Annotated in this window: 19 protein-coding genes, 19 tRNA genes and 2 rRNA genes; 33 read left to right on the forward strand and 7 right to left on the reverse strand. The window is 48.9% G+C overall.

The features are described from left to right. The first annotated feature begins 271 nt into the window (after nucleotides 1-271). The 21 genes from QMK20_RS01380 (at nucleotide 272) to QMK20_RS01480 (ending at nucleotide 5,488) form a co-directional block, all read left to right on the forward strand. A 23S ribosomal RNA gene (locus QMK20_RS01380) occupies nucleotides 272-3,200 on the forward strand. 155 nt (nucleotides 3,201-3,355) lie between these two features. Next, nucleotides 3,356-3,472, forward strand: a 5S ribosomal RNA gene (gene rrf, locus QMK20_RS01385). A gap of 37 nt (nucleotides 3,473-3,509) precedes the next feature. Next, nucleotides 3,510-3,586, forward strand: a tRNA-Ile gene (locus tag QMK20_RS01390). Nucleotides 3,587-3,610: 24 nt separating this feature from the next. Further along, nucleotides 3,611-3,686 (forward strand) — tRNA-Ala (locus QMK20_RS01395). 4 nt (nucleotides 3,687-3,690) lie between these two features. Next, nucleotides 3,691-3,766: transfer RNA gene (locus QMK20_RS01400), tRNA-Asn, on the forward strand. Between the two features lie 210 nt (nucleotides 3,767-3,976). Beyond that, nucleotides 3,977-4,048 (forward strand) — tRNA-Glu (locus tag QMK20_RS01405). Between the two features lie 6 nt (nucleotides 4,049-4,054). Beyond that, a tRNA-Val gene (locus QMK20_RS01410) sits at nucleotides 4,055-4,130 on the forward strand. Between the two features lie 31 nt (nucleotides 4,131-4,161). Continuing rightward, nucleotides 4,162-4,235: transfer RNA gene (locus QMK20_RS01415), tRNA-Met, on the forward strand. Nucleotides 4,236-4,259: 24 nt separating this feature from the next. Further along, nucleotides 4,260-4,336: transfer RNA gene (locus tag QMK20_RS01420), tRNA-Asp, on the forward strand. Nucleotides 4,337-4,417: 81 nt separating this feature from the next. After that, nucleotides 4,418-4,490, forward strand: a tRNA-Phe gene (locus tag QMK20_RS01425). A gap of 25 nt (nucleotides 4,491-4,515) precedes the next feature. Next, a tRNA-Thr gene (locus QMK20_RS01430) sits at nucleotides 4,516-4,591 on the forward strand. A gap of 4 nt (nucleotides 4,592-4,595) precedes the next feature. Further along, nucleotides 4,596-4,681 (forward strand) — tRNA-Tyr (locus QMK20_RS01435). A 20-nt stretch (nucleotides 4,682-4,701) separates the two neighbouring features. Further along, nucleotides 4,702-4,774: transfer RNA gene (locus tag QMK20_RS01440), tRNA-His, on the forward strand. Nucleotides 4,775-4,790: 16 nt separating this feature from the next. Continuing rightward, a tRNA-Gln gene (locus QMK20_RS01445) sits at nucleotides 4,791-4,865 on the forward strand. Nucleotides 4,866-4,869: 4 nt separating this feature from the next. Continuing rightward, nucleotides 4,870-4,945: transfer RNA gene (locus QMK20_RS01450), tRNA-Lys, on the forward strand. Nucleotides 4,946-4,959: 14 nt separating this feature from the next. Further along, nucleotides 4,960-5,046 (forward strand) — tRNA-Leu (locus QMK20_RS01455). A gap of 6 nt (nucleotides 5,047-5,052) precedes the next feature. Then, nucleotides 5,053-5,127: transfer RNA gene (locus tag QMK20_RS01460), tRNA-Gly, on the forward strand. Between the two features lie 10 nt (nucleotides 5,128-5,137). Then, nucleotides 5,138-5,209: transfer RNA gene (locus QMK20_RS01465), tRNA-Cys, on the forward strand. A 26-nt stretch (nucleotides 5,210-5,235) separates the two neighbouring features. Further along, nucleotides 5,236-5,312 (forward strand) — tRNA-Arg (locus QMK20_RS01470). A 22-nt stretch (nucleotides 5,313-5,334) separates the two neighbouring features. Continuing rightward, nucleotides 5,335-5,408: transfer RNA gene (locus QMK20_RS01475), tRNA-Pro, on the forward strand. 9 nt (nucleotides 5,409-5,417) lie between these two features. Continuing rightward, nucleotides 5,418-5,488, forward strand: a tRNA-Gly gene (locus tag QMK20_RS01480). 105 nt (nucleotides 5,489-5,593) lie between these two features. Here the strand turns inward: QMK20_RS01480 and QMK20_RS01485 are convergent. The 3 genes from QMK20_RS01485 to QMK20_RS01495 all read right to left on the reverse strand — a co-directional run bounded on the left by QMK20_RS01485 (nucleotide 5,594) and on the right by QMK20_RS01495 (nucleotide 7,936). After that, nucleotides 5,594-6,697, reverse strand: coding sequence for a PAS domain-containing sensor histidine kinase (locus tag QMK20_RS01485; protein WP_283654269.1), 1,104 nt, complete (start codon nucleotides 6,695-6,697; stop codon nucleotides 5,594-5,596). Beyond that, nucleotides 6,690-7,343 carry a response regulator gene (locus QMK20_RS01490; protein WP_014279401.1) on the reverse strand — a complete coding sequence of 218 codons (654 nt, stop codon included), beginning with the start codon at nucleotides 7,341-7,343 and terminating at the stop codon, nucleotides 6,690-6,692. The genes QMK20_RS01485 and QMK20_RS01490 overlap by 8 nt, the downstream gene beginning before the upstream one ends. 143 nt (nucleotides 7,344-7,486) lie before the next feature. After that, nucleotides 7,487-7,936, reverse strand: coding sequence for a GAF domain-containing protein (locus tag QMK20_RS01495; RefSeq protein ID WP_283654270.1), 450 nt, complete (start codon nucleotides 7,934-7,936; stop codon nucleotides 7,487-7,489). 299 nt (nucleotides 7,937-8,235) lie between these two features. Here QMK20_RS01495 and QMK20_RS01500 point away from each other — a divergent pair, with 299 nt between their 5' ends. Then, nucleotides 8,236-8,976, forward strand: coding sequence for a Crp/Fnr family transcriptional regulator (locus QMK20_RS01500; protein ID WP_283654271.1), 741 nt, complete (start codon nucleotides 8,236-8,238; stop codon nucleotides 8,974-8,976). 258 nt (nucleotides 8,977-9,234) lie between these two features. On the opposite strand, the gene QMK20_RS01505 is transcribed toward QMK20_RS01500, so the two are convergent. Further along, nucleotides 9,235-9,396, reverse strand: coding sequence for a lysine-specific demethylase (locus QMK20_RS01505; protein ID WP_014279404.1), 162 nt, complete (start codon nucleotides 9,394-9,396; stop codon nucleotides 9,235-9,237). Between the two features lie 292 nt (nucleotides 9,397-9,688). Here QMK20_RS01505 and QMK20_RS01510 point away from each other — a divergent pair, with 292 nt between their 5' ends. The 5 genes from QMK20_RS01510 (at nucleotide 9,689) to QMK20_RS01530 (ending at nucleotide 15,850) form a co-directional block, all read left to right on the forward strand. Continuing rightward, nucleotides 9,689-11,020 (forward strand): extracellular solute-binding protein, encoded by a 1,332-nt coding sequence (locus QMK20_RS01510; protein ID WP_283654272.1) that lies wholly within the window; start codon nucleotides 9,689-9,691, stop codon nucleotides 11,018-11,020. Nucleotides 11,021-11,129: 109 nt separating this feature from the next. Continuing rightward, nucleotides 11,130-12,020 carry a carbohydrate ABC transporter permease gene (locus QMK20_RS01515; protein ID WP_283654273.1) on the forward strand — a complete coding sequence of 297 codons (891 nt, stop codon included), beginning with the start codon at nucleotides 11,130-11,132 and terminating at the stop codon, nucleotides 12,018-12,020. Between the two features lie 13 nt (nucleotides 12,021-12,033). Beyond that, on the forward strand, nucleotides 12,034-12,858 hold the full coding sequence (locus QMK20_RS01520; protein ID WP_283654274.1) for a carbohydrate ABC transporter permease: 825 nt from the start codon (nucleotides 12,034-12,036) through the stop codon (nucleotides 12,856-12,858). Between the two features lie 30 nt (nucleotides 12,859-12,888). Beyond that, nucleotides 12,889-14,685, forward strand: coding sequence for a sensor histidine kinase (locus QMK20_RS01525; RefSeq protein ID WP_283654275.1), 1,797 nt, complete (start codon nucleotides 12,889-12,891; stop codon nucleotides 14,683-14,685). Further along, complete coding sequence (locus QMK20_RS01530) at nucleotides 14,666-15,850, forward strand: response regulator (protein ID WP_283654276.1); 1,185 nt, start codon at nucleotides 14,666-14,668, stop codon at nucleotides 15,848-15,850. Before QMK20_RS01525 ends, QMK20_RS01530 begins: the two co-directional genes overlap by 20 nt. A 72-nt stretch (nucleotides 15,851-15,922) precedes the next feature. Here QMK20_RS01530 and QMK20_RS01535 read toward each other — a convergent pair whose 3' ends face one another. After that, entirely contained in the window at nucleotides 15,923-16,828 is a 906-nt protein-coding gene (locus QMK20_RS01535) for a LysR family transcriptional regulator (protein ID WP_283654277.1), read from the reverse strand. 163 nt (nucleotides 16,829-16,991) lie between these two features. Here QMK20_RS01535 and QMK20_RS01540 point away from each other — a divergent pair, with 163 nt between their 5' ends. The 6 genes from QMK20_RS01540 (at nucleotide 16,992) to QMK20_RS01565 (ending at nucleotide 23,663) form a co-directional block, all read left to right on the forward strand. After that, the gene (locus QMK20_RS01540) at nucleotides 16,992-17,582 is read left to right on the forward strand and encodes a flavin prenyltransferase UbiX (RefSeq protein WP_283654278.1); all 591 of its coding nucleotides are present in this window, start codon (nucleotides 16,992-16,994) and stop codon (nucleotides 17,580-17,582) included. Nucleotides 17,583-17,610: 28 nt separating this feature from the next. Next, nucleotides 17,611-19,029, forward strand: coding sequence for a non-oxidative hydroxyarylic acid decarboxylases subunit C (locus tag QMK20_RS01545; RefSeq protein ID WP_283654279.1), 1,419 nt, complete (start codon nucleotides 17,611-17,613; stop codon nucleotides 19,027-19,029). Nucleotides 19,030-19,070: 41 nt separating this feature from the next. Further along, nucleotides 19,071-19,307, forward strand: coding sequence for a non-oxidative hydroxyarylic acid decarboxylases subunit D (locus QMK20_RS01550; RefSeq protein ID WP_283654280.1), 237 nt, complete (start codon nucleotides 19,071-19,073; stop codon nucleotides 19,305-19,307). A gap of 59 nt (nucleotides 19,308-19,366) precedes the next feature. Further along, nucleotides 19,367-19,828 (forward strand): pyridoxamine 5'-phosphate oxidase family protein, encoded by a 462-nt coding sequence (locus QMK20_RS01555; protein WP_283654281.1) that lies wholly within the window; start codon nucleotides 19,367-19,369, stop codon nucleotides 19,826-19,828. Nucleotides 19,829-19,993: 165 nt separating this feature from the next. Further along, nucleotides 19,994-21,154, forward strand: a complete 1,161-nt coding sequence (locus QMK20_RS01560) for a serine hydrolase domain-containing protein (protein ID WP_283654282.1) — start codon at nucleotides 19,994-19,996, stop codon at nucleotides 21,152-21,154. Between the two features lie 172 nt (nucleotides 21,155-21,326). Further along, nucleotides 21,327-23,663: an Ig-like domain-containing protein gene (locus QMK20_RS01565; protein ID WP_283654283.1), complete on the forward strand. Its 2,337-nt coding sequence runs from the start codon at nucleotides 21,327-21,329 to the stop codon at nucleotides 23,661-23,663. Between the two features lie 102 nt (nucleotides 23,664-23,765). Here the strand turns inward: QMK20_RS01565 and sdaAA are convergent, their stop codons facing one another. Together sdaAA and sdaAB are read right to left on the reverse strand one after the other, a co-directional pair. After that, nucleotides 23,766-24,665 carry an L-serine ammonia-lyase, iron-sulfur-dependent, subunit alpha gene (gene sdaAA, locus QMK20_RS01570; protein WP_283654284.1) on the reverse strand — a complete coding sequence of 300 codons (900 nt, stop codon included), beginning with the start codon at nucleotides 24,663-24,665 and terminating at the stop codon, nucleotides 23,766-23,768. Further along, complete coding sequence (gene sdaAB / locus QMK20_RS01575; RefSeq protein WP_283654285.1) at nucleotides 24,655-25,344, reverse strand: L-serine ammonia-lyase, iron-sulfur-dependent subunit beta; 690 nt, start codon at nucleotides 25,342-25,344, stop codon at nucleotides 24,655-24,657. The genes sdaAA and sdaAB overlap by 11 nt, the downstream gene beginning before the upstream one ends. Nucleotides 25,345-25,374: the final 30 nt, after the last annotated feature.

Genomic DNA, 25,374 nt, shown 5'->3' on the forward strand with positions numbered 1-25,374 from the left:
GTTTTGAGAGCTCAAACTCTCAATATACTGCATGAATATCATCCACTCGGTTGAGTTGGACCGATATTCACACAGGCTACAGTTTCGATGAAACTGTATTGCACCTTGAAAACTGGATACCGAAACGAAATTGCGTTTTAGAATATTCCTTTACTCTGATCTTGTGTAAACAAGTGAAATAAAGGTAGCAGGTAAGGAAAGATATTTTGCCTTTGGTAAACATCATTCTTTATCGAACATCGATATTTTCTTTCTTTGAAAGAAAAATCTAGGTTAAGCTACAAAGAGCACACGGAGGATGCCTAGGCGCCAGGAGCCGACGAAGGACGTGGCGAACAACGATAAAGCCTCGGGGAGCTGTAAGCAAGCTTTGATCCGGGGATGTCCGAATGGGGAAACCCGGCTGTCTTCATCGACAGTCACTTTCTGCTGAATACATAGGCAGAACAGAGGCATACCAGGGGAACTGAAACATCTAAGTACCCTGAGGAAGAGAAAACAATAGTGATTCCGTCAGTAGCGGCGAGCGAACGCGGATTAGCCCAAACCAAGGAGCTTGCTCCTTGGGGTTGTGGGACGTCTCACATGGAGTTACAAAGGAACCGGTTAGATGAAGAGGTCTGGAAAGGCCCGCCAGAGAAGGTAAAAGCCCTGTAGTTCAAAACTTGTTCCCTCCGAGACGGATCCCGAGTAGTGCGGGGCACGTGAAACCCCGTATGAATCCGGCAGGACCATCTGCCAAGGCTAAATACTCCCTGGCGACCGATAGTGAAGCAGTACCGTGAGGGAAAGGTGAAAAGCACCCCGGAAGGGGAGTGAAATAGATCCTGAAACCGTGTGCTTACAAGAAGTCAGAGCCCTATTGATGGGTGATGGCGTGCCTTTTGTAGAATGAACCGGCGAGTTACGTTCCCGTGCAAGGTTAAGGTGAAGAGCTGAAGCCGCAGCGAAAGCGAGTCTGAATAGGGCGAGTTAGTACGTGGACGTAGACCCGAAACCGGGTGATCTACCCCTGTCCAGGGTGAAGGTGCGGTAACACGCACTGGAGGCCCGAACCCACGCATGTTGAAAAATGCGGGGATGAGGTGGGGGTAGCGGAGAAATTCCAATCGAACCCGGAGATAGCTGGTTCTCCCCGAAATAGCTTTAGGGCTAGCCTCGGAATAAGAGTCGTGGAGGTAGAGCACTGATTGGGTGCGGGGCCCGCAAGGGTTACCAAGCTCAGTCAAACTCCGAATGCCATAGACTTGGTTCCGGGAGTCAGACAGTGAGTGCTAAGATCCATTGTCGAAAGGGAAACAGCCCAGACCATCAGCTAAGGTCCCCAAGTGTGTGTTAAGTGGGAAAGGATGTGGAGTTGCACAGACAACCAGGATGTTGGCTTAGAAGCAGCCACCATTGAAAGAGTGCGTAATAGCTCACTGGTCGAGTGACTCTGCGCCGAAAATGTAACGGGGCTAAACACGCCACCGAAGCTATGGCTTGATATTTAGGTATCAGGGGTAGGGGAGCGTTGAATGTGGGTTGAAGGTGTACCGTAAGGAGCGCTGGACTGCATTCAAGTGAGAATGCCGGTATGAGTAACGAAAAGATCTGTGAGAATCAGATCCGCCGAAAGCCTAAGGGTTCCTGAGGAAGGTTCGTCCGCTCAGGGTAAGTCGGGACCTAAGGCGAGGCCGATAGGCGTAGTCGAAGGACAACAGGTCGAAATTCCTGTACCACCGTAATCCGTTATGAGCGATGGGGTGACGCAGTAGGGTAGTGACGCGGACTGATGGATGTCCGTCTAAGCAGTGAGGCTGGTGTGTAGGCAAATCCGCACATCGTAAGGCTGGGCTGTGATGGGGAGCGAAAATTATAGTAGCGAAGGTCATGATCTCAGACTGCCAAGAAAAGCCTCTAGCCAGGAGAAGGTGCCCGTACCGCAAACCGACACAGGTAGGCGAGAAGAGAATTCTAAGGCGCGCGGAAGAACTCTCGTTAAGGAACTCGGCAAAATGACCCCGTAACTTCGGGAGAAGGGGTGCCTCGGTAGGGTGAATAGCCCGAGGGGGCCGCAGTGAAAAGGCCCAAGCGACTGTTTAGCAAAAACACAGGTCTGTGCGAAGCCGCAAGGCGAAGTATACGGGCTGACGCCTGCCCGGTGCTGGAAGGTTAAGGGGAGTGGTAAGTCCTTTTAGGGCGAAGCTATGAACCGAAGCCCCAGTAAACGGCGGCCGTAACTATAACGGTCCTAAGGTAGCGAAATTCCTTGTCAGGTAAATTCTGACCCGCACGAATGGCGTAACGACTTGGGCGCTGTCTCAACGAGAGATCCGGTGAAATTTTAATACCTGTGAAGATGCAGGTTACCCGCGACAAGACGGAAAGACCCCATGGAGCTTTACTGCAGCTTGATATTGAATTTGGGTACGATCTGTACAGGATAGGTGGGAGCCTAAGAGACTTGAGCGCCAGCTTGAGAGGAGGCATCCTTGGGATACCACCCTGATCGTATCTAGGTTCTAACTTGGTACCGTGACCCGGTACGAGGACAGTGTCAGGTGGGCAGTTTGACTGGGGCGGTCGCCTCCTAAAGAGTAACGGAGGCGCCCCAAGGTTCCCTCAGAATGGTTGGAAATCATTCGAAGAGTGCAAAGGCAGAAGGGAGCTTGACTGCGAGACCTACAAGTCGAGCAGGGACGAAAGTCGGGCTTAGTGATCCGGTGGTACCGCATGGAAGGGCCATCGCTCAACGGATAAAAGCTACCCTGGGGATAACAGGCTTATCTCCCCCAAGAGTCCACATCGACGGGGAGGTTTGGCACCTCGATGTCGGCTCATCGCATCCTGGGGCTGAAGTAGGTCCCAAGGGTTGGGCTGTTCGCCCATTAAAGCGGTACGCGAGCTGGGTTCAGAACGTCGTGAGACAGTTCGGTCCCTATCTGTCGTGGGCGTAGGAAATTTGAGAGGAGCTGTCCTTAGTACGAGAGGACCGGGATGGACGTACCGCTGGTGTACCAGTTGTTCCGCCAGGAGCACCGCTGGGTAGCTATGTACGGAAGGGATAAGCGCTGAAAGCATCTAAGCGTGAAGCCCCCCTCAAGATGAGATTTCCCAATTAGTAAGACCCCTTGAAGACGACGAGGTAGATAGGTTGGGGGTGGAAGTGCAGTAATGCATGGAGCTGACCAATACTAATCGGTCGAGGGCTTATCCTAAAGTATAGGACGCAATGGAGTTTCGGATCCAGTTTTCAGGGTGTAACACCTTGAAGGTATGTAGAAGATACATACGACAAGCGCAGGGCTATTCATTTACACGATTAGTGATGAACTGAATATCCATACGGAAGAATTTGTTTTACAAATTCATGTTTGGTGGCGATAGCGGAGGGGTTCCACACGTACCCATCCCGAACACGACCGTTAAGCCCTCCAGCGCCGATGGTACTTGGACCGCAGGGTCCTGGGAGAGTAGGACGTCGCCAAGCAATGTCCCTTTAGAGGATAATGAAGACATACATATTAGGGCCTTTAGCTCAGCTGGTTAGAGCGCACCCCTGATAAGGGTGAGGTCGGTGGTTCGAGTCCACTAAGGCCCACCACTTCTTGATTAACACAAAATGACTGGGGCCATAGCTCAGCTGGGAGAGCGCCTGCCTTGCACGCAGGAGGTCAGCGGTTCGATCCCGCTTGGCTCCACCAATATTCCCTGATAGCTCAGTTGGTAGAGCACTCGACTGTTAATCGAGTTGTCACAGGTTCGAGTCCTGTTCGGGGAGCCAAATCTTGAATATTTTTCAATTTTATATATAAGGTGGCGGCGTAGCTGGTTGAGGACTACAATCCATTCCAGTTAGGTAGGGTTTAATCCATATGTTGCTTGTTAGAGAGATACCCAAGTGGATATAAGGGGTTAGACTGCGAAAGTGGTGCAAGGGTTTGAATCCCTCTCTCCGTCATAAAGTTTGAAAATTTCAAGGATTCTTTTGTAAGGCCCGTTGGTCAAGCGGTTAAGACACCTCCCTTTCACGGAGGTAACAGGGGTTCGATTCCCCTACGGGTCATAGTATGGAGGCTTAGCTCAGCTGGGAGAGCATCTGCCTTACAAGCAGAGGGTCGGGGGTTCGAACCCCTCAGCCTCCACCATTTATGTTATACAAGTATTCCCTTTTAATGTCGCGGGGTGGAGCAGTTCGGTAGCTCGTCGGGCTCATAACCCGAAGGTCACAGGTTCAAATCCTGTCCCCGCAATTGATTTTCCTTAGGATTATCTATGGAACTGTGGTGTAGAGGCCTAACATGCCTGCCTGTCACGCAGGAGATCGCGGGTTCGAATCCCGTCAGTTCCGCCATTTTATGAAATATATAACTGGCATTTTTGTGTATTCTACATATAATGTGGGTTTGTATATTACAGCTATAAAACAACATATGGCTCGGTAGCTCAGTCGGTAGAGCAGAGGACTGAAAATCCTCGTGTCGGCGGTTCGATTCCGTCCCGAGCCACCTTTCAAGTGGGAATGAGTAATGTGCCGGTGTAGCTCAACTGGTAGAGCAACTGACTTGTAATCAGTAGGTTGGGGGTTCAAGTCCTCTCGCCGGCACCATTTTGGAGGATTAGCGAAGTGGCCAAACGCATCAGACTGTAAATCTGCTCCCTTACGGGTTCGGTGGTTCGAATCCATCATCCTCCACCAGTCTTTTCATAATCATTATGGCGGTCGTGGCGAAGTGGTTAACGCACCGGACTGTGACTCCGGCATTCGTGGGTTCAAGCCCCATCGGCCGCCCTTTATTTTCATTTAATGGGGATTAGCCAAGCGGTAAGGCAACGGACTTTGACTCCGTCATGCATAGGTTCAAATCCTATATCCCCAGCCATTAAGAGCCATTAGCTCAGCTGGTAGAGCACCTGACTTTTAATCAGGGTGTCGAAGGTTCGAATCCTTCATGGCTCACCATTTTTGTTTATTTTGCGGTCGTGGCGGAATTGGCAGACGCGCACGGTTCAGGTCCGTGTGGGCTAACCCCCGTGGAGGTTCGAGTCCTCTCGACCGCACCATATTTTGCGGACGTGGCTCAGCGGTAGAGCATCGCCTTGCCAAGGCGAGGGTCGCGGGTTCGATTCCCGTCGTCCGCTCCATTATCCATTCGGCGCCATAGCCAAGTGGTAAGGCAAAGCTCTGCAAAAGCTTCACTCCCCAGTTCAAATCTGGGTGGCGCCTTTACTGCTCATTATGGATTATATTATGCGCCCTTAGCTCAGCTGGATAGAGCGTTTGACTACGAATCAAAAGGCCGGGAGTTCGAATCTCTCAGGGCGCGCCATTTTCTTAAAAATGTATAATATCGGGATGTAGCTCAGCTTGGTAGAGCACCTGGTTTGGGACCAGGGGGTCGCATGTTCAAATCGTGTCATCCCGATACTGATTTGCGGGTGTAGTTCAATGGTAGAACTTCAGCCTTCCAAGCTGATAGCGTGGGTTCGATTCCCATCACCCGCTTTTTGCTATAGCGGATTCTTGTTGCCTCAGTGGTGACACCTTATAAATAAAGAGAGCCTGTCTGGGGACAGCGCTCTCTCTTTTTTTATTTATGCTGTTGTATCTTTACACAGGAATGGTCAGTTGGATGGAGGTCCCCTGTTCTGGTGAAGAGGTTACGCTCATCCATCCTCCTACGCCCCTGGCTCGTTCCTCCATGCTGAACAGTCCCACGCCCTCCCCTTGGGATTGCTCGGAGAATCCAATACCTTCATCCCAAATAGTCACTTGTATGGTCTCACTCTGATCCTCTACGTTGACATGTGCCTCTGCTACGTCCGCATACTTGGCTACATTCGTCAAGGCTTCCTGTACAATCCGATAAATCGCTATTTCTTTGCGGATATCAAGGCGTTTACGTAAATTACATTGAAAATGTACCTCAATTCCGTAATGAGAACAATAGTTTTCAATATAGGTTCGTATGGCCGGTACGACGCCCAAATCATCCAGAACCGACGGACGAAGTTCCCATGCCAGTCCACGGACATCCTTAATAATGTCAGTCACCTGTGAACGCAGCTTTTCCAGAGCAGGACTAGGCTGTTCAGCAAGCTGGCTATCCAGTTGAATAATCAGCGCAAACAAGCTTTGCCCAATTCCATCGTGAAGCTCTCTTGAGAAACGCTTGCGCTCTTCCTCCTGTATTTGCATCACTTGCGTCATCATCGTCTGAAGCTCAGCCTCTACTTTTTTTAGTTTGGTTACCTCATTACGGATCGCCAAATACTGATAGGGCTTACCTTCTTCGTCCATGGACGGAACGATGGTGGTATTCACCCAATAGTAGGTGTTGTCTTTGGCTCGATTACGTATCTCTCCCTGCCATACCTCGCCTGAACGAATTGTGGTCCACAGGTTTTTCATAAAGGCAGGGGTATGATAGCCCGAATTAATGAGGCGATGATCCCGACCGATCAGCTCTTCGCGACTGTATTGCGAAATCTCGCAGAACTTGTCGTTGACGTACTGAATAATGCCCCGGTGATCGGTCAAAGCAACGATAGAGGACGTATCCAACGCAAATTTCAGATTGGATAGCTGGTGAAGTGAGTTACGCAGTGCATGGAGAAAAGGGGATTCCGGTATATGCGCTTCCAAATTATCCAGCAGCTTATCGGCTGACTCGCCAAAAGCATGCTGGAGCAAAGGATTAGAAGGTTCATTCATAATGCAGCAGCCCCTTTTTTAATGCAAATTTGACCAGCTCGGGCCGTGTTTTCAGGTTAAGCTTCTCCATCAGGTTACTTTTGTGGGACTCAACAGTTTTGACGCTGATCACCAGACGCTCGGCAATTTCCTTGTTTGCATATCCCTTGGCTACCCACGAAAGGATTTCCTTTTCACGTTCAGAAAGGGACTCATACGGGCCGGCTATGCCTTCCTTTTTGATCTTATCCAGATATTCACTCATTAGCCGTTTGGTTGCATTCGGGTACAGATAGGCGCTACCTTCGGCCACAGACTGAATGGCAGCAAGTAATTCCTCGTGAGGTGCGCTTTTTAAAATATATCCGGAAGCTCCGGCCTGAATGGCCCGGAACAGATATTCTTCATCGTCATGCATCGTTAAAATAAGCACTTCCGTATCGGGCAACTGTTTTTTCAATTCAGTAGTTGCCGTAAGACCGTCTTTGCCAGGCGGCATACTAAAATCCATGAGTACAACATTGGGCTGTAACTCTATCGCCTTGCGAATCGCTTCATCCCCGTCCGCTGCATCTCCTACCACCTTAATACCGTGTTTGCCGTCCAATAGGGCCATGAGGCCGGAACGTACGACAACATGATCATCCACTACAAGTATACGAATCAATTTGTCATCCCCTCGAACGGTAGAACCGTACGTTTTGTCATCATCATAGCAAATTTAAGGGATTCCAATCAACATAAACAGTTAGATACAATTATATTTCGTAATATATATCCGTCTCATTTTCTATAAAAATGCCATTAATCTTATAGAGTAAGAGTGTGGGCACATAGCTGACCAAGCTGCTCGGCGACTTGTGTGGCCCCTGCGACGTCGGAATCGGTGAACACTCTCACATCACGATTACCGAGAAGCAATACACCGTTCGGCAGATCCCCTGTGCTGGAAAAGGGAATAGCCACAGCAGAGTGAAGCTGCTCCGCCAGCATCAGCGCACATTCCTGACGTAAACGGATGCTGCCGGAGAGCATAGCACTTACGGTCACGGTACGCCCCAGACGAACAGCCATCCCGGCAATACCATGTCCTACCTTAAAAGAAATACGCCGATAGCGTTCGCTACGGCTGCCAGAGGCATAATACCATTGCAACCTGCCGCCCGGCTTGGACATGAGCGCAAGTGCTGTGAGATCCCCATAGATACGATCTCTCAACTGATCCAGTGTTTTGCGCATTTCATCCGTTATTTCTAGCATAGAAGACACATCCTTTTCCGTAACAAAACTGTAGCTCTAACTTATTGTAGTCCCGGCAGTTACAAAAGTAAGTCAGGGAACCCCCTGATCTATAGGTGCAGGAAACACTGACTTTTGAACATGCGGGGCAAGGAGTAGGAGGAAAGCCGTTAAATTAGGCTCTGCTTGATGGCAGGAGTGATATTTATCACAGCGAATCAGGGAGTAGGAAGGTGTAAAATCAGGTGTTCTCCTGATAACAACTGATGCGTCAAAACATTATGATATAGATATCAGGTAAACACGAGGAGGACACTAACATGCAAGCCACTTGTACGGAACGGTTTGGGGATGAAGTGGAACGCACGGGAATTCAGCTTTTTTTGACTGAGGAACATTTTGGGCTGCTGAAGGATATCATGTCCTGGAAAAAGGTAAAGGCGGGTATTACGCTTTTTAGAGAGGGCGAAGAATCGGAGCAGCTATATTATATACATTCGGGCCATGTTAAGCTTCGCAAGTCGACAGAAGACGGAAAAGAATTGATTTTGACCATTCAGCATCAAGGCGACTTGATTGGGGAGTTCAGCGGGATAGATGGAGAAGAGTATAGCTGCACTGCAGAAACAGCCGATGCCTGTGAGCTGGGCGTCGTGCGTGTTCAGGACCTGGAATCGCTTCTGTCCAAAAATGGAGCGATGGGGCTTCAATTCATTCAGTGGATGGCTATGAAGCAACGGATTATGCAATCGCGGTTTCGGGATTTGCTGCTGTATGGTAAAACAGGTGCATTGGCCTCTACGCTAATCCGGGCGAGTAACACATGCGGTGTAGCAGTGAAGGATGGCATTTTACTGAATATGAAGCTGAGCCACTCCGAGCTGGGCGAAATGATTGGAGCGACGCGGGAGAGTGTGAATCGGATGCTAAGCTCGTTGAAGGAGCAGGGGACGCTTGATACGCGGGATGGCAAAATAGTCATTCATGATCTCAAGGTGCTGCGCATGATGTGCTGCTGCCCTTCATACGGCCAATGTGCGCATGAAATTTGCCGACTCTAAAAAATATGAACATAAATAAGGCGGAGTCCCTGAGGACCCGCCTTGATTTACGTTTTCTGACAACCTGCACTTATACATCAGCATTTTGCATAATTCGATTCCGAACGCTTAAAAGTACTATATATAGACGAAATAAACCATTTCGATCTTTATATTGCTGATTTGAAATCGCTCTTGGGATTTATGTAAAATGATCACATTTATAACACAAAAAAAGCTAATCAACGCCGTATAGCGGTCAATTAGCTGGGGAGACGATTATTGATCTATTTCAACCTGTTCTGTCTGGAGGACACTTAAGGCTTGAAGTTTACGTGTAATTTCCTTTTGCCACTTTATATCTCCGACTTGTACCGCAAGATTGAGAAGATCCAAATAATCATCAATATGCAGGGAGGTTCTACTAAAAGCTTCTTTCACTGCGGTCCTGCCTCCTTTGGAGTCCATGTATATTTCCCTTTTAATAATGAGAATCATTATCAAAGAATGAGCTTATTCATATTATGCCTGTGTTCGAGATAAATTGCAAGTTATGATATGAATGAATTTTGAAGCGCACGAATGAGGGCTTGAAAAAACAAACCCTTCTCCTTAAGTTCACACATTGTTCACTTCTTTTCTATAGAACATAATGAAAAAAACAAGCGGGCATTGAGTGTTCACAGACGGGAGACAATTCGCGCAATGCTTCAACAAGAGGAGGAAAAAGATAATGGGCATAACAAAAATGAAAGCGTTTGCTATTTTGATGGCGAGCGCCTTGGCATTGACGCTGACAGCTTGTAATAACGGACAGAGCGCAAGTCCGGGAAACTCGGGCAGCAAGGGTGGAGACATTGCAAGTAAAGAAGTGACGATCACCTTCCAGAACATTAATCCTGATCCTAGCACTCCTTCATACAAAATGATAAAGCAAATTGTAAGTCAATATGAGCAGAATCATCCGAATGTCAAAATTGAGCTGGATTCGCTGAATACAGATCAACAAAAGCTAAAGCTGAAAACACAGGCGGCGGCGAAGGAAGTTCCGGATATTACGATTGTAAACCCGGCCGCACAGATGAAGCCCTTCGTAGATGCCGGGCTGCTGGCTCCTCTGAACGATGTGGCGGATAAAGATGGGTTGAAAGATACATTTCAGGATGGACTGCTCAATTATTATAGTTTTGATGATAAGCTTTATGCTTTTCCCGACGGCAACAATATAGAAGTAGTGTTTTACAATAAAGAGCTGTTCACGCAGGCGGGAATTCAAAAGCTGCCGACCACCTTTGATGAGCTGATAACGGCGGTTAAGGCGCTGAAGGCAAAGGGGATTACCCCGATTGCGATTGGGGAAAAGGATTCGTGGACCGGATCACTCCTTTTCATGAATATTTTGCTGCGTACGAATGAAGGGCCGAATTTCCTCAAGGATGTGCTGGACGGCAAAAAGACGTTTAATGATCCGGCCTTTGTGGAAGCAGTGGATGCATTTCAGGAACTGGTGCAGGCAGGGGCTTTCCCGGATGGAGCTACATCCATTGACTATAATGCGGGCGGCAATATTTTTAAAACAGGAAAAGCCGCTATGTATATCATGGGCACATGGGAAACAGGGTCTATTGATGCTTCTTCGGTAGCAGGCAAAGTGGGCGCGTTCCAATTTCCTACGGTGAATGGCAAGGGAGATGTGAATGAGTATGTGATTGCGCCGGGCAGTGCGTTTGCAGTATCGGCGAACAGTGAGCATTTGCAGGAGACGAAGGATTTTCTGCACTATTTTATTACAGAGATGCCCAAGATTCAGTTTGATCTGAAAAATGCGATTGGCAGCGGCCAGAAAATGAAAGGCGATCTGAAGGAGGCGGGCTACTCCGAGCTGGCAATTAGCCTCAATGAGCTGTTCAAAAATGTGAAAGGCGGCGACCTCGCATTTGATAATACGATGAATCCAGCTATCGCGCAGGCGCATCTGAGCAGTATTCAAAACCTGTTCGTGCAAAAAGAAGACTCCGCACAAGTTGCCAAGGAGCATCAGAGCGCTTTTGAAGCGAACAAATAGTTTCAGCTTAACAGGGGAGGGGCGCATTAGTTCCTTCCCTGATTTGGGATAACCATGAGCTGCCCATTCTTAGAAGATGTTCAGAAAAAACACAAAAGGGGATTGGAGCATGAATGTACTGAAGGTGCCGGCACGCACCATTGCCGTTTTCGTGCTGCCCTGCCTGCTGCTGTACACCTGTATGGTGTTTGTTCCGATTCTGGTGTCGGTGTACTGTGGACTACTGGATTGGAACGGAATATCTGAGGCGAAGTTTGTAGGGCTGGCGAATTTCGAGCGAATATTTACAGCCGATCCGGTGTTCTGGCCGTCTGTGAAGCGGACGATGATGTTCGCTTTGTTTTCCATGCTGGAAATTCCGTTCTGTCTGCTGCTGGCTATTTTGCTTAATCGCTATGTGCGTAAGGCGAATACGCTGGTTACGATGTATTTTCTGCCAGTCATTCTGTCGGTGGTTATTATCGGGCAGCTGTGGAAGACGATCTATAATCCGGCCTCAATGGGTGGGATGCTGAACGGTATTTTGATGTCGGTCGGGCTGGAAAGCTGGACACGCTCATGGCTGACAGAACCGCAGATTGCCATGTACGCTCTCTATTTTGTGTCGTTGTGGCAGTATTTTGGCTATCATTTGCTGATTCAGTTTACCGGGGTGCAAAATATTCCGAATGAGTTGTACGAGGCAGCCAAAATGGATGGAGCTGAGGGTTTTAAAGCAGACCGGTATATTACGCTACCGCTCATTGTGCCTATTTTCAAAATATCAATTGTATTGGCCTTTATTGGTTCTCTGCAATCGTTCGATCTGATCTGGGTGATGACGGGTGGAGGGCCTGCTCATGCAACGGATACGGTGTCCACGTATATGTACAACATGTCCTTTTTGTCCATGAAATATGGATATGGCAGCGCATTGGCTTCGTTTCTCGTGATTATCTGTTTGTCATTTACAATTGTGATAAATTTTGTTTTCAAACGAATCGAAAATAAGGTAAGCTAAGGGGGATGAAGCTGTGAACACCATGAAAAAAACATTGGTCTTTTCCTTGCTGGCGGTCTTGATCGTCACGCAGCTGTACCCACTCTTCTGGCTGCTGACCTATTCGTTGAAGACGAATGAAGAGATTTTGAGCGCAAGCTTCTTTGCACTCCCTCAAGTGCCCCAGTGGCACAACTATCAGGAAGCTTATGAATCAGGGAGCTACTTGCGCTATTTGGGAAACAGTGTGCTGGTGACCGGAGTTACGATGCTATTCGTCATTTTGTTAAGCTCGATGACTGCTTATGCGATTACGCGTTTCCGCTGGCGCTTTGGGGCTGCTGTGCTGACCTTGTTTCTGATCGGAATGATGATTCCGATGCAGGCAACGCTGCTGCCGCTGATGGTGATGTTCAAAAACATCAACATTCTCAATACGTATTTCTCGCTAATTTTACCCTACATTGCTTTTCAGACACCGATTGCGGTTTTCATCCTGTCCGGCTTTATGCGGTCCATTCCCCACGAGATTGAAGAATCCGCTTACATTGATGGGGCGAGCATTTATCGTATTTTTCGCAGTGTGATCTTACCCATCTCGATTCCGCCGATGATGACGGTGTGTATTTTGACCTTTATTAATATCTGGAATGAATACATTATGGCTGCCACCTTTATCTCGTCAGAGAAGCTCAAAACACTCCCTTTCGGCGTCTATACATTCGTCAGTCAGTATTCTGTGAATTACGGCAATATTGGCGCTTTTCTGGTCATGGGGGCCTTACCGGTCATTATTATTTATTTTGTCCTGTCCGAAAAGATTACCAAGGGCATGGTAGCGGGGGCGGTTAAAGGGTAGGCGAGCGATTCGAAAGGAGCGCACGGAGGTATGATGCGCCGTTTTCAGTCTATTCACCACCGCTTGTTTATTCTATTCCTGTTGAGCATGTCCGGTATTGTGCTGGCGATCAGTTTGTTATTTTATAACCGTACTACAGTGCAGTTCCATGATAAGGTCAGTGAGCTGGCTCGTAAAAATGTTTCCCAAACGGCAGGACTGTTCGAATTACTGCTCAGCAGCTATAACAGTCTGTCCAAATCGATCAGCAACAATATGGATTTGGTTCGTCTGCTAACGACGGATACCAGTGATTTACCCGCCGTCAATTACATCAATGAACGTACAATTACCAATATTCTGGGAGCTATCTATTATTCGCGGGAGGACCTGATAGGCATTCATGTCATCACAGACACAGGCAAGGTATACAACTACGGTAATTATATGAATGTTATTGATACCGATTACGAACACACTGAATGGTATAAGGAAATTCGAAAGTCAGCGGGCAAAATCGCATGGCTGGGCGTTTATCCTCACTCTGTCATTGACCAGGTGGAAACCAGACCGGTGTTTGCGTTCGGGCGCCAGCTCTATGATCTGGATGAGCATAAGCCGATTGGTATCGTCCTGTTTGAAGCTGAACCGCGCTCGGTTCTGTCCGCCCTCCACAATTTACGGCTGGGTACCAATAGTCAGGTATATCTGGTAGGCAATGAAAATCGGATTGTGTCGGCTACTTCCTCTGAACCGCCACCGGATCTGCAAAGTCTGGAGCAGCAGGTACCTGAGGATGATGTCATTGTAAATCGGAGTAATGAGAAGGTTGTAATCGCTTCCAAGTTGCCGTTTGCCGATTGGTCGGTCATTAGTGTGACACCCAGCGGGGATTTGAACGTGGAGCTGGTGCAAAATCAAAGGTATTTGCTCATCGTGGTGCCTGTACTCATTATTTTATCCGCGCTGATTGCGTCCATCGTCTCCAGACGTATTTCGCTTCCGCTGAAGCGGGTCATTCGGGAAATGAAACGGGTAGAGACGGGGAATTTCCGCCATACGTTGGAGATTGAATCGTATGAGGAAATCAACCAATTGGCGACATCCTTCAACCATATGGTAAGACGGATTGCCGAGCTGATCGAGCTGGTTCGCATATCATCGGTCAGTGAAAAAAATGCCGAGCTGCACGCGCTCCAGACACAGGTCAATCCGCATTTTCTGTATAATACGCTGGATATGATCTATTGGATGCTGGATGAAAAGGGGCAGGATCAGCTCGGGGAAGTGGTGCTTTCCTTATCCCATATGTTCCGCTACAGCAGTCATTGGGAGGAAGGGACCGATGTCAGCCTGCGCGAAGAAGTGGAGCAGATCGGGCATTACCTCACGATTATTCAAGCACGGCTGGAAGGCAGGGTATCCGTAGACATCAGTATTGATGAGCGCTGGATGGATATCCGCTTGCCGAAAATGACCTTACAGCCGTTGATTGAAAATGCGGTCAAGCACGGACTGGAGCCTCTTCATGCAAATACAGGCGGCAAGCTGCTCGTCAGGGCAGAGGAATATGACGGTGTTTTAAGCCTGCATATTATGGATAACGGCGCAGGGATGGAGTACGAACGATGGGAGGTGGTTCAGGTTGCTTTGGCAGAACCCGGCAAGCAGACGGGCAGCGGGCAGGCGGGAGGCATCGGCCTGCAAAATCTAAATTTACGGCTACGGCACATGTTCGGAGAAGAGTACGGCCTACGGATCTCCAGCGTACCTGGGGCCGGAACGACAGCCACTGTAAGTGTGCCTCTGCCACAGAAGGAGGAGAAACATGAATATTCTGATAGCTGACGATGAAAGTATGATTCGGCAGGGGATTCGGCGCACCATTGGCCAGGCTCTGCCAGCCTGCGGCATTCATCTCGCTGCTTCCACCGAGGAAGCAGCAGGCATTCTGGCGGAGCATCCCGTGGATATTGTATTGACCGATATCCTGATGCCCGGTATGGATGGTCTGGAATTCATGCGCATTTCCAAGCGAAAGCATCCTCATCTGCAGTGGGTTGTTATTTCGGCCCATTCCGACTTCCAATATGCACAAAGAGCAGTAAAGCTGGGTGCCAAAGACTACCTGTTAAAGCCGATCGGCAAAAAAAAGCTGCTGGAATGCATTGAAATGCTGGCAGCCGAAGCACTTGTCGCTTCACAGCAGGCGAACGAGGGCAAGCTTCTCAAGTCCAATATGGTCTATTTGCGTGAAGCTGTTTTTCAACGCTATGCACTCGGACTGGATACTGGGAAGCTCGATATACAGCCGTTTGTGGAAAACTATCCGGAGTTTCATCTCTTCATGGTTCGTATGGAACCTGATCACAAGCAGACACACCTGGAGCATTTTATGATTGAAAATGTACTATCCGAGCTGGTTGAGGCAGGCGGCAGTGGCTTTGTCGTCAGTCTCGACCGCCATAGCCTGCTGGGTATTGCACGGCTGCGGGATGAGGCAGAGGCGGCACGGCTGGAAACGTTGCTCGAATCCCACTTGAAGCGTTATGTGAAGGTACCGTTACAAATTACGCGTTCGGGGGTTCACCACAATTTTGCGTCCATTCCCGAAGAAGTGGCACGGCTAAGACGAACGCCCGAGGAGATTGCAGCGGCGGCGGTGGACGCCGGAGAATGTTTGCGAAAAGGCATGCATACGGTGGATGTGGCGTTGCAATATATTCGGACACATTTTACAGAGGAATTGTCGCTGGAGAAGGTGGCTTCGGTCGTCTTTTTGAATCCGGTGTATTTCAGCCAGTTGTTCAAGCAAAAAACCGGACAAGGCTACAAGGATTACGTTATTTGCTTGCGGATGGAGGAAGCGAAGCGGCTGCTCGGTGATCCTCATCTTCGGCTGGCTGATATTTCCGAGCGGATTGGCTATCAGGACATGCGGCATTTTACACAGGTGTTCCGGCGCAAATGTGGAATGACTCCGACCGAGTATCGGCATCAGGGAGTCAAATAAGGCGGTATCAACGAAGGAATGATGGAAGTTCCTCCAGCATAAGGCTGTTTCATGAGTAGAGCTGTAGAGCATCTACTCGGGAGCAGTCTTTTTCGTGTCTCCAGCCTGTAGCTGTTCAACCAATTTGCGAGCTGCATTGGATAAATAACGATCCTTGCGCCATACGACGGCAGGCCGTGTGAAGGGGAACGGCTCTTTAATGGAGAGTGTGCGAAATCTGTCCCCGTATTCTTGTCCCAAGCGAGTGTCTGGAATGATGGTAATCCCCATGCCTGTGGATACGAGCGCGAGAATGGTCGATATTTCAGGACAGTCCAGTACGACGCGCGGAATAAGATGGTGTTCCTGAAATTTGCGGATGACGGTTTCGTATAGCCCGTGTCCTTCTGTTCGGCGTGCCAACAAAAGGTCATAGCTGGCTGCTTCCTGTAACGTCATTTGTCCACTCGGATGACGATCTGCCCATTCACACGGAAGTACCGCAACAAAAGAGACGCCCTCCAGTTCAATCGTATGGTAAGAGCTGTCGTCTACCGGAAGCAGCAGCAGAGCCAGATCGACTTTATTTTGATGCAGCAGTTCCTCCAGATGATGTGTGTCTCCGTGTCCTATTTTAACGTATACCTCTGGATATTCCTGGTGAAAGCGGCTGAGTTGTTCGGTAATCAGAGACATACAGACCGATGAAGTGCCTATGGACAGGGTGCCGGTTACGTTGCTTTCGAACTCTCCAATTTCTCTACAGGTATCCTCCATTTCAGCCAATAATCGCTTGGCGCGGGTGTATAGTGCGTATCCGGCCTCGGTGACCTCCCACTTCTTTCCTTCACGGTAAATCAGCTTTACGCCAAGCTCATCCTCCATATTTTTTAGCTGTTGGCTCAGTGGTGGCTGGGCCATGTTAAGCATTCGGGCGGCCTTCGTGATTTGTCCTTCCTCCACGATGACGCAAAAGTAATGCAGCTGCTTCATATCCATTAGGGGATTCCACCTCATTTCTGAACAACCACTTCGATTTGAATACTTTTAAAGTATGCATTACATATATTATATATATTTTTCGTGTGCAAGGAACAGGCGTATAATTTTTGACAGTGATGCATTGGTGAACATAAAACGATGGGGTGGAAGGAGGGAACATATGAAAAAAATCATTGTAGGAATATCGGGAGCGACAGGGTCTATCTTCGGTATCCGTATATTGCAGCAATTACGGGAGGCCGGAGCCCAGAGCCATCTGGTGCTATCCCCGTGGGCTATTGCGAACATTCCCTATGAGACAGGCTATACGGTGAAGGAAGTGGAGGCCATGGCGGATGCAGTTTATTCGTATAAGGATCAGGCTGCGCGTATTTCCAGCGGCTCCTTCCGGGTAGACGGCATGATCGTCGCTCCTTGCAGCATGAAGACGCTCGCCTCCATTCGTATCGGTATGGCGGACAACCTGCTCACCCGATCGGCGGATGTGATGCTGAAGGAGCGAAAGAAGCTGCTGCTCATGACCAGGGAAACACCATTAAGCAGTATTCATCTGGAAAATATGCTGGAGCTGTCACGCATGGGCGTGATGATCCTGCCGCCGATGCCTGCTTTTTATAATCATCCTGCAAGTATTGAGGAATTGGTGGATCATATTGTTTTTCGCGTATTGGACCAGTTTGGTATCGTCACAACCGCAGCCAAACGCTGGGATGGAATGAAGCAGACTGACTCCAGACTGCACCAGAATTGAGAAATCGGAAGACGAAGGAGAATGAAAGATGGCTTATAAAGACTTTCGCGATTTTCTGCATACCTTGGAAAAGGAGGGGCAACTGCTCACGATCAGCGATGAGGTAAAGCCGGAGCCAGACCTCGCAGCAGCTAACAGAGCGTTAAACAATTTAGGTGATAAGACGCCTGCTCTCTTTTTCAACAATATCTATGGATATAATGCTGCTCGTATTGCAATGAATGTGATGGGCTCCTGGCCCAATCATGCCCTCATGATGGGAATGCCCAAAAATACACCGCTCAAGGAGCAGTTTTTTGAGTTTGCCAGACGCTATGAACAATTTCCAATGCCCGTGAAGCGGGAAGAAACCGCTCCTTTTCATGAAGTGGAGATTACAGAGGATATTAATTTGTTTGATATTTTGCCATTGTTTCGTTTGAACCAGGGAGACGGAGGGTTTTATCTGGATAAAGCGATTTTGGTGTCACGTGATCTGGATGACCCCGACACCTATGGCAAGCAAAATGTAGGCTTGTACCGGATGCAGGTGAAAGGCAAAAACCGTTTGGGTATCCAGCCTGTACCGCAGCATGATATTGCAATCCATATTCGTCAGGCAGAGGAGCGCGGCGAAAATCTGAAGGTAGCTATTGCCCTCGGATGTGAGCCTGTGATTACCACAGCTGCTTCTACGCCGCTGCTGTACGATCAATCGGAATATGAGATGGCGGGCGCCATTCAGGGTGAGCCTTACCGTGTGGTCAAAGCGAAGGATGCGGATCTCGATCTGCCTTGGGGAGCTGAGGTTATTCTGGAAGGTGAAGTGTTGGCGGGTGAACGTGAGTATGAAGGTCCATTCGGTGAATTTACAGGTCACTATTCCGGCGGCCGCGCGATGCCAGTCATTCAGATTAATCGTGTATATCACCGTAAGCAGCCTATATTTGAGCATTTGTACATCGGGATGCCTTGGACGGAAACGGATTATATGATCGGTGTGAATACAAGTGTACCGTTGTTTCAACAGCTCAAGGATGCATTTCCTAATGAAATCATAGCCGTTAATGCCATGTATACGCATGGGCTGGTCGCTATTATTTCCACGAAAACCCGTTATGGCGGCTTTGCGAAGGCTGTGGGGATGCGTGCGCTAACGACTCCGCATGGATTGGGGTATTGCAAGCTGGTGATTGTGGTGGATGAGGATGTCGATCCGTTCAATCTGCCGCAGGTCATGTGGGCGTTATCCACCAAGCTGCATCCGAAGCATGATGCTGTCATTGTGCCGGGCTTGTCTATTTTACCTCTTGACCCCGGCTCTGATCCGGCAGGTATGACGCACAAAATGATATTGGATGCGACGACACCCATAGCACCGGATATTAGAGGCCATTATTCCCAGCCGCTCGATTCCCCGCTTGGTGTAGCAGAATGGGAGAAAAAGTTGAGTCACATGCTTCGTTAAATATGTTTGAAAATAAAGAAAGATTAAAGGAGTGCTGACAGATGCATATTTGTCCCCGTTGTGAATCTAATCGTTCGGAGGTCGTTACCCGTTCGCCAGTTAAAGGCGCCTGGGAGGTCTTGCTGTGTCCTGTATGCATGTTCACATGGCGCACCTCGGAACCAGATAGCATTACTGATCCGGCAAAGTATAAATCGGCGTTCAAGGTGAACCCCCAAGATATTCCGAATGCTACCCATGTCCCTCCTATTCCAGAGCGGGTACAGCGTCGTTCGTAACCAGATGTAAATTGTGGTACTTTGAAGATATAGGCCAAATGTAAAGGGGAGTATACTTCATGCAGACACCAAGGATCGGCAAGGAGCTGTTCACGCTGTTGGACGGCAAGGCATTGGAGAACAAGCAGCATGAAGCGATGATGCTGCTGACGGTCACTGAGGATCAGTGGCCGCATATTGCAATGATTAGCGTAGGCGAGGTTGTAGCGCTGGATGAGGGAAATCTGCGTCTGGCACTATGGCCGGGCACGACTACGACGGGCAACATGATTCGTACCGGGAAGGCGACACTCGCGGTGTTCATCGGCGGGAAGGCGCATTATGTCCGATTGTCGCTGGAGCATTTGCCGATGTTGCCCGGAGCCAAGCATGTACGCGAACGGTTTGCGGCACAGGTATTCGCAGCCCGAGAAGATTCGGCCCAATATGCGGATATTGTGACAGGTGTTACGGTCCGACTCAAGGAGCCGGAAGCAGTGTTAAATCGCTGGAAAAAAACAGTGGCAGAACTGTTAATGTAAAGCCATTTGGTTATGAAAATAATCTTTGTAATTACTAATTTTACCGTTAAAATAAATGCGAGGGGATAAGCGCTTACAAGAAATTCAGGTTGGGCTTGTTGTTACAGGAAATTAGAGCACGAGGGAAAGCTTGTTTCTTTTGAAAGCAAAACAGGAGGAATGAATATGTCTCGTTTTGAAAAGGTAGATCAGTTATTACAACAATTCATAGCGAATGGGCCAGCAGGTTGTGGTTGTGCCATTGCGCAAAATGGCCAAGTGTTGTATGAAGGGTATCACGGATATGCTGATCTGGAAGCTCGAAAACCAATCACTGAAGATACCGTGTATCGCTTGTTTTCCATGACAAAGGTTATTGTATGTGCGGCTGCACTTATGCTGTATGAACGCGGACAATTTTTGTTGAATGAGCCTTTGTATGAATATTTACCCGAATATCGTAATTCGTATGTATTCAAAACCGCTCCTAACGGACATACCTATATGGATAAAGCGGAGACTCCCATTTTAATTAAGCATATATTCAATATGAGTGCGGGTCTTCCTTACGCTTCCGAGTATTCAGATACAGGAAAAGCTATGCAAAAGGTCATTACAGCGTTAAAGGACAAGCAGGGGAAATATGATCTGCGCGCAGAGATTAAAGCGCTTTCTGAAGTTCCGCTTGCCTTTGAACCGGGAACACGATGGTTATACGGATATGGACATGATCTTGTTGCAGGTCTTATTGAAGTCATTTCAGGAAAATTATTAGGACAATTCCTAAAGGATGAAATTTTTGATCCGCTTGGAATGAAGAATACAGGTTACCGTTATCGTGGAGATATTGAATCGCGTATGGCCTCTTTTTATCAACGGACAGACACCGGAGAGCTTGAAAAAATTGAGGGTTTCTTGGATGAGCATCATCAGCCGGACGCTGTATATGAAAGTGGAGGGGCAGGTTTATATTCGACAGTTAAAGAGTACCTCACATTTTCACAAATGCTGTCGAATGGCGGTACGATAGACGGTGTGAGGCTTTTAGGGAGAAAAACAATTGATTTAATGCGCACCAATCATCTGAGTACAGCCCAATTATCCGATTTTACGAATTCATATCATACAGGTTATGGTTACGGATTGGGCGTGCGCACGTTAATTGATAAAGCGGCTGGACATGCAAACAGCTCTATTGGAGAATTTGGCTGGTCGGGAGCAGCAGGTACTTGGGTTTCTATAGATCCAAGCGAGCAGTTCTCGGTCGTTTATATGCATCAGCTGGCCCCAAATATGGAAGAATACCACCATTTGAGGCTTCGTGCAGCAGCTTACAGCTGTTTGTAAAAGTGAGGTTATATGTAACGGCTTAATCTTTGTCAGTACCGATTCTAGTTAATAAGGACCAAATTTTCTTTAAAGCCTAAACTATTCTTTTCCACATGTCGACATAAAACGTAGGTATAAGGATTTTGCGAAATCCTTAATTTTAAGTTTCGAAATGGGAGGGAATTAGATTTTGAAGAATAGATGGTCCGGTTTCTTGGCGTTGGTCATCCTGATCTCAAGTTTTACATCATACGCAGGGTTTGCATCCGCAGCTGATCCGGTGCTTTCCAAGATTGTCCTTTCCTCTAACGAGGTGACTGTGCAGCAGGGAGATACGGCTGCGTTGACGGCTACGGCTATTTACGCCGATGGGACGACTTCAAATGTAACTGTAAGCACGGATTGGAAAAGTGATAATACTGCTATTGCTACGGTATATAACGGTACAGTTTCTGGTAAGGGCGAAGGGGATGCGACTGTGGTTGCAACCTATAAGGATAAGATACAATCGGTTCAGGTACATGTAACGAAAAAGGTTAAGGCGCTCACATCCAGTGTACAAAGCTTGAGCTTGCGTTCAAGCGGCACAGGACAGATCAATCTGACAGCGACTTACAGTGATAACACGACAGCTCAGGTATCGGGTGATGCTACCTGGACCTCGGATAACCAGAAGGTAGCAACCGTAGTTAACGGATTGGTTACCGCTCAGGGAGCAGGTACAGCCAACATTAAGGCCGTATACGGTCAACAAACCGTAACGATTGCTGTGCAGGTAGAACAGGTTAAACGTTTGGATGTCAGTCCATCTGAGGTTTCCCTTTTGCTGAAGGATACCGAGAAGGTCAAATTGACAGCGACCTTCCCGGATGGAACCGTGCAGGATGTTACTGAGTCCGCCGAGTGGAGCTCCAGCAATGCAGCCGTGGCGGATGTACTGAAAGGCACGATTACGGGCTACAGCGCAGGTAAAGCGACGATTACCGGTAAATACGGTACGATGTCTGCTACCATTTCGGTGGATGTCGATCAAACGAATAAGCTGAAAGCCAGCGAATCCAATATTTTTCTCCGTTTGGATGAATCCAAAAAAGTACAGGTTTCTGCGGTGTACCCGGATGGAACGGTAACGGACGTCACGGATAAAGCTACATGGTCCACAAGCGATGAAAAAATTGCGACGGTGACCAAAGGAACGATTATGGCGATTGGAGCGGGTTCGGCTACGGTGACCGCGAAGTATGGCGATAAGACGGTTTCGATTAAGGCAGACGTGGAAACGTCCAGATATCTGGATTTGAGCGAGGACAAGTTGAGCCTGAATGCCAAGGAATCCAAGAAGCTCAAGCTAACCGCGACGTACGTAACAGGTACGGAAGAAGATATCACGGATAAGGCAGAATGGAAATCCAGCAATGAAGATATTGCTTTTGTCAGCAAGGGTGAAGTGACGGGCTATAAAACAGGTGAGGCAACGATCACTGCTTCTTATGGCGGCAAAACAGTCACAGCGACGGTATCTGTGAATGTGCCTGGTGACCTGTCCCTGTCCTCCAAAACAGCAACGATTGATATTGATGAGGATTATGTTGCTACTCTGACCGCTACGTATGCGGATGGTCGTAAGGAAGATGTGACACAGGATGCAGAATGGACTTCAAGCGCGGAAGATGTTGCTTCGGTGTCCAAAGGAACAATTACGGGTAAAGCAGCGGGTAAGGCGGCTGTTACCGCCACTTATAATGGCAAAAAGCTGACCATTAATGTACAAGTCGGTCTCGTAGACCGTTTGGAAACAGACACACGCGTGATTGCGCTTGGTGCCCAGGAAACGAAGCAGTTGAAAGTAACAGGCGTCAAGAGCAGCGGTACAAAAACAGATGTAACCAAGGATGCCACCTGGACTACCAGCAATGTGAAAGTGGTCGAGGTTAGCGAGGGCTTGATCAAAGCGAATGGCAGTGGTAAGGCTACTGTTACAGCTTCTTATGGCAAGCAAAGCATTACATTTACAGTAGAAGTGGATGTAGCGCAACAGATTGAGGCGGATGCTATCGCGTTATCGCTTAAATCAGGAGATCAAAAAACCATCGCAATTGTGGTCAAATCCAGTGATGGCAAAGAAAAGGACGTTACGGCCCAAGCCGAATGGAAAACGTTAAATTATAAGGTAGCTACAGTCAAAAAGGGCCAGGTTACCGCGGTAGGCTACGGTAAAACCAATATTCAAGCGAAGTTTGGCGGGAAATATATCACCGTACCTGTGGATGTCGATACGCTTAAATATTTGCAAACCGACGAAGTCTCGCTGAATTTGAAAGCAGGACAGGTAGCTAAGGTTACGGCTACAGCTACGTATAAGGATGAGTCGGAGAAGGATGTATCCAAGCCGGCAGTCTGGTCCTCGTCCCGAATTATTGTTGCCACGGTCAAAGACGGCAGCATTAAGGCACAGGGTAAAGGTAAAGCTGTGATTACCGTGAAATATGCAGGGAAAACGACGAAGGTACAGGTGAACGTACAGTAAAAAAAAGAGCAAGCATACGTCTAAGGACGACATGCTTGCTCTTTTTTTATAAGGCGACTGTTCTCTCCCCATGTGTTATTTGGGGTGGCAGTCGCCTGAAAGCTACGACTTATCCTTCTTGGCTGGTATGTTGCGCGTAAGCGACTCCGTCAGACGCTTGCCGGTCGGCGTTTGGGCCAGGCCGCCCTTGGCTGTCTCGCGGTGCTTGGACGGCATCGCGCTGCCGACTTCTAGCATCACGTCGATGACTTCGTCAGACGGGATGGCGCTGCGCACACCCGCCAGAGCCATATCCGCGGCGGCAAGCGCGGTCACGGCTCCCAGCCCGTTGCGCACGATGCACGGAATCTCCACGAGTCCGGCGACGGGGTCGCAAATCAGGCCGAGCGTGTTCTTGAGCGCGAGGCCCACTGCATGGATGGCCTGCTCTGGCGTACCGCCGCGCAGCTCGACCATGGCCCCTGCGGCCATCCCGATGGCTGAGCCAATCTCGGCCTGACAGCCTCCCTCCGCACCGGAGATGAAGGAATTGTTGGCGATGACGTAGCCAATCGCTCCAGCGGCGAACAGTCCGCGCACCATATGCTCGTCATCCCAGCCGAACCGCTCCTGCGCGCTGATGAACACACCGGGGATGACCCCGCATGAGCCTGCGGTGGGTGTGGCGACAATGCGACCCATGGACGCATTGACCTCTGACACGGAAAGGGCGTACGCCATGGCGAGTGCCGAGGCATCGCCGGAGCAGGTTTCCCCTGCACGCAAATATTCCGCCAGGCGTTTGCCGTCGCCGCCTGTCAATCCGCTGCGGGATACAGTGTCCTGTGTTTGTCCGCGATGAACGGCCTCCTTCATGACTTCATAATAATCAGCCATTTGGCGGAAGATTTCTTCCTCCGGTGTGTTCGTCTCTTGTACCTGTTCCTTGATCATCAGGCGACCAATCGTAGTGGATTCCTCGGCGCACAAGGCACCTAATTCATGCAGATGGCTAAACCGCATCGGATTCAGCTCCTTTTTTCAAGTTAATCATTTTGATTCCATACATATGAGGCAAAGCCCGCAGCTCGGCAATTAATTCAGCCGGAGCGGGGCTATCGGTTTCAATAGCAGTGAGCGCTTCGCCATCCCGGCCTTTGCGATCCACGTGCATATAGGCAATGTTAATGTCAGCCGCGCCCAGCGCTGAAGTCACCGCGCCCAATGTTCCGGGCTTATCCGAGTGAAGAAGCACCAGCGTAGGCAACTCTCCGGTTAGATTGACCCGGAATTCGTTGAGCTGTTGAACATGAATGTTTCCACCGCCGATGGAGGAGCCTAGCAGCGTGCGCTGATCTTCACCCTTCCATAGCTCGAAGCGGACCGTGTTCGGATGAGGGGCGGGCAGTCCGCTGACAGCGAACTCTACTTCCATCCCGGCCTGCTCTGCACATTGCTCAGCATCCGGAATCCGGTAGTCGTCTGTATCGTAATTCAGCAGTCCGGCAATGAGTGCCAGGTCTGTGCCGTGTCCCTTGTACGTATCGGCAAATGAGCCGTACAGCGTCATGCGGGCACGGTCAGGTTGCACACCGAGCCAGTGCCTGGCAACACGTGCGAGCCGCACCGCGCCAGCGGTATGTGAGCTGGAGGGTCCGGTCATAGCCGGACCGATAATGGAAAATACATCTTTGAAACGCATGGTGTGGCCCCCTGTATGTTTGAATATCAT

This window comes from Paenibacillus sp. RC334 (genome assembly GCF_030034735.1).
GTDB lineage: Bacteria > Bacillota > Bacilli > Paenibacillales > Paenibacillaceae > Paenibacillus > Paenibacillus terrae_A.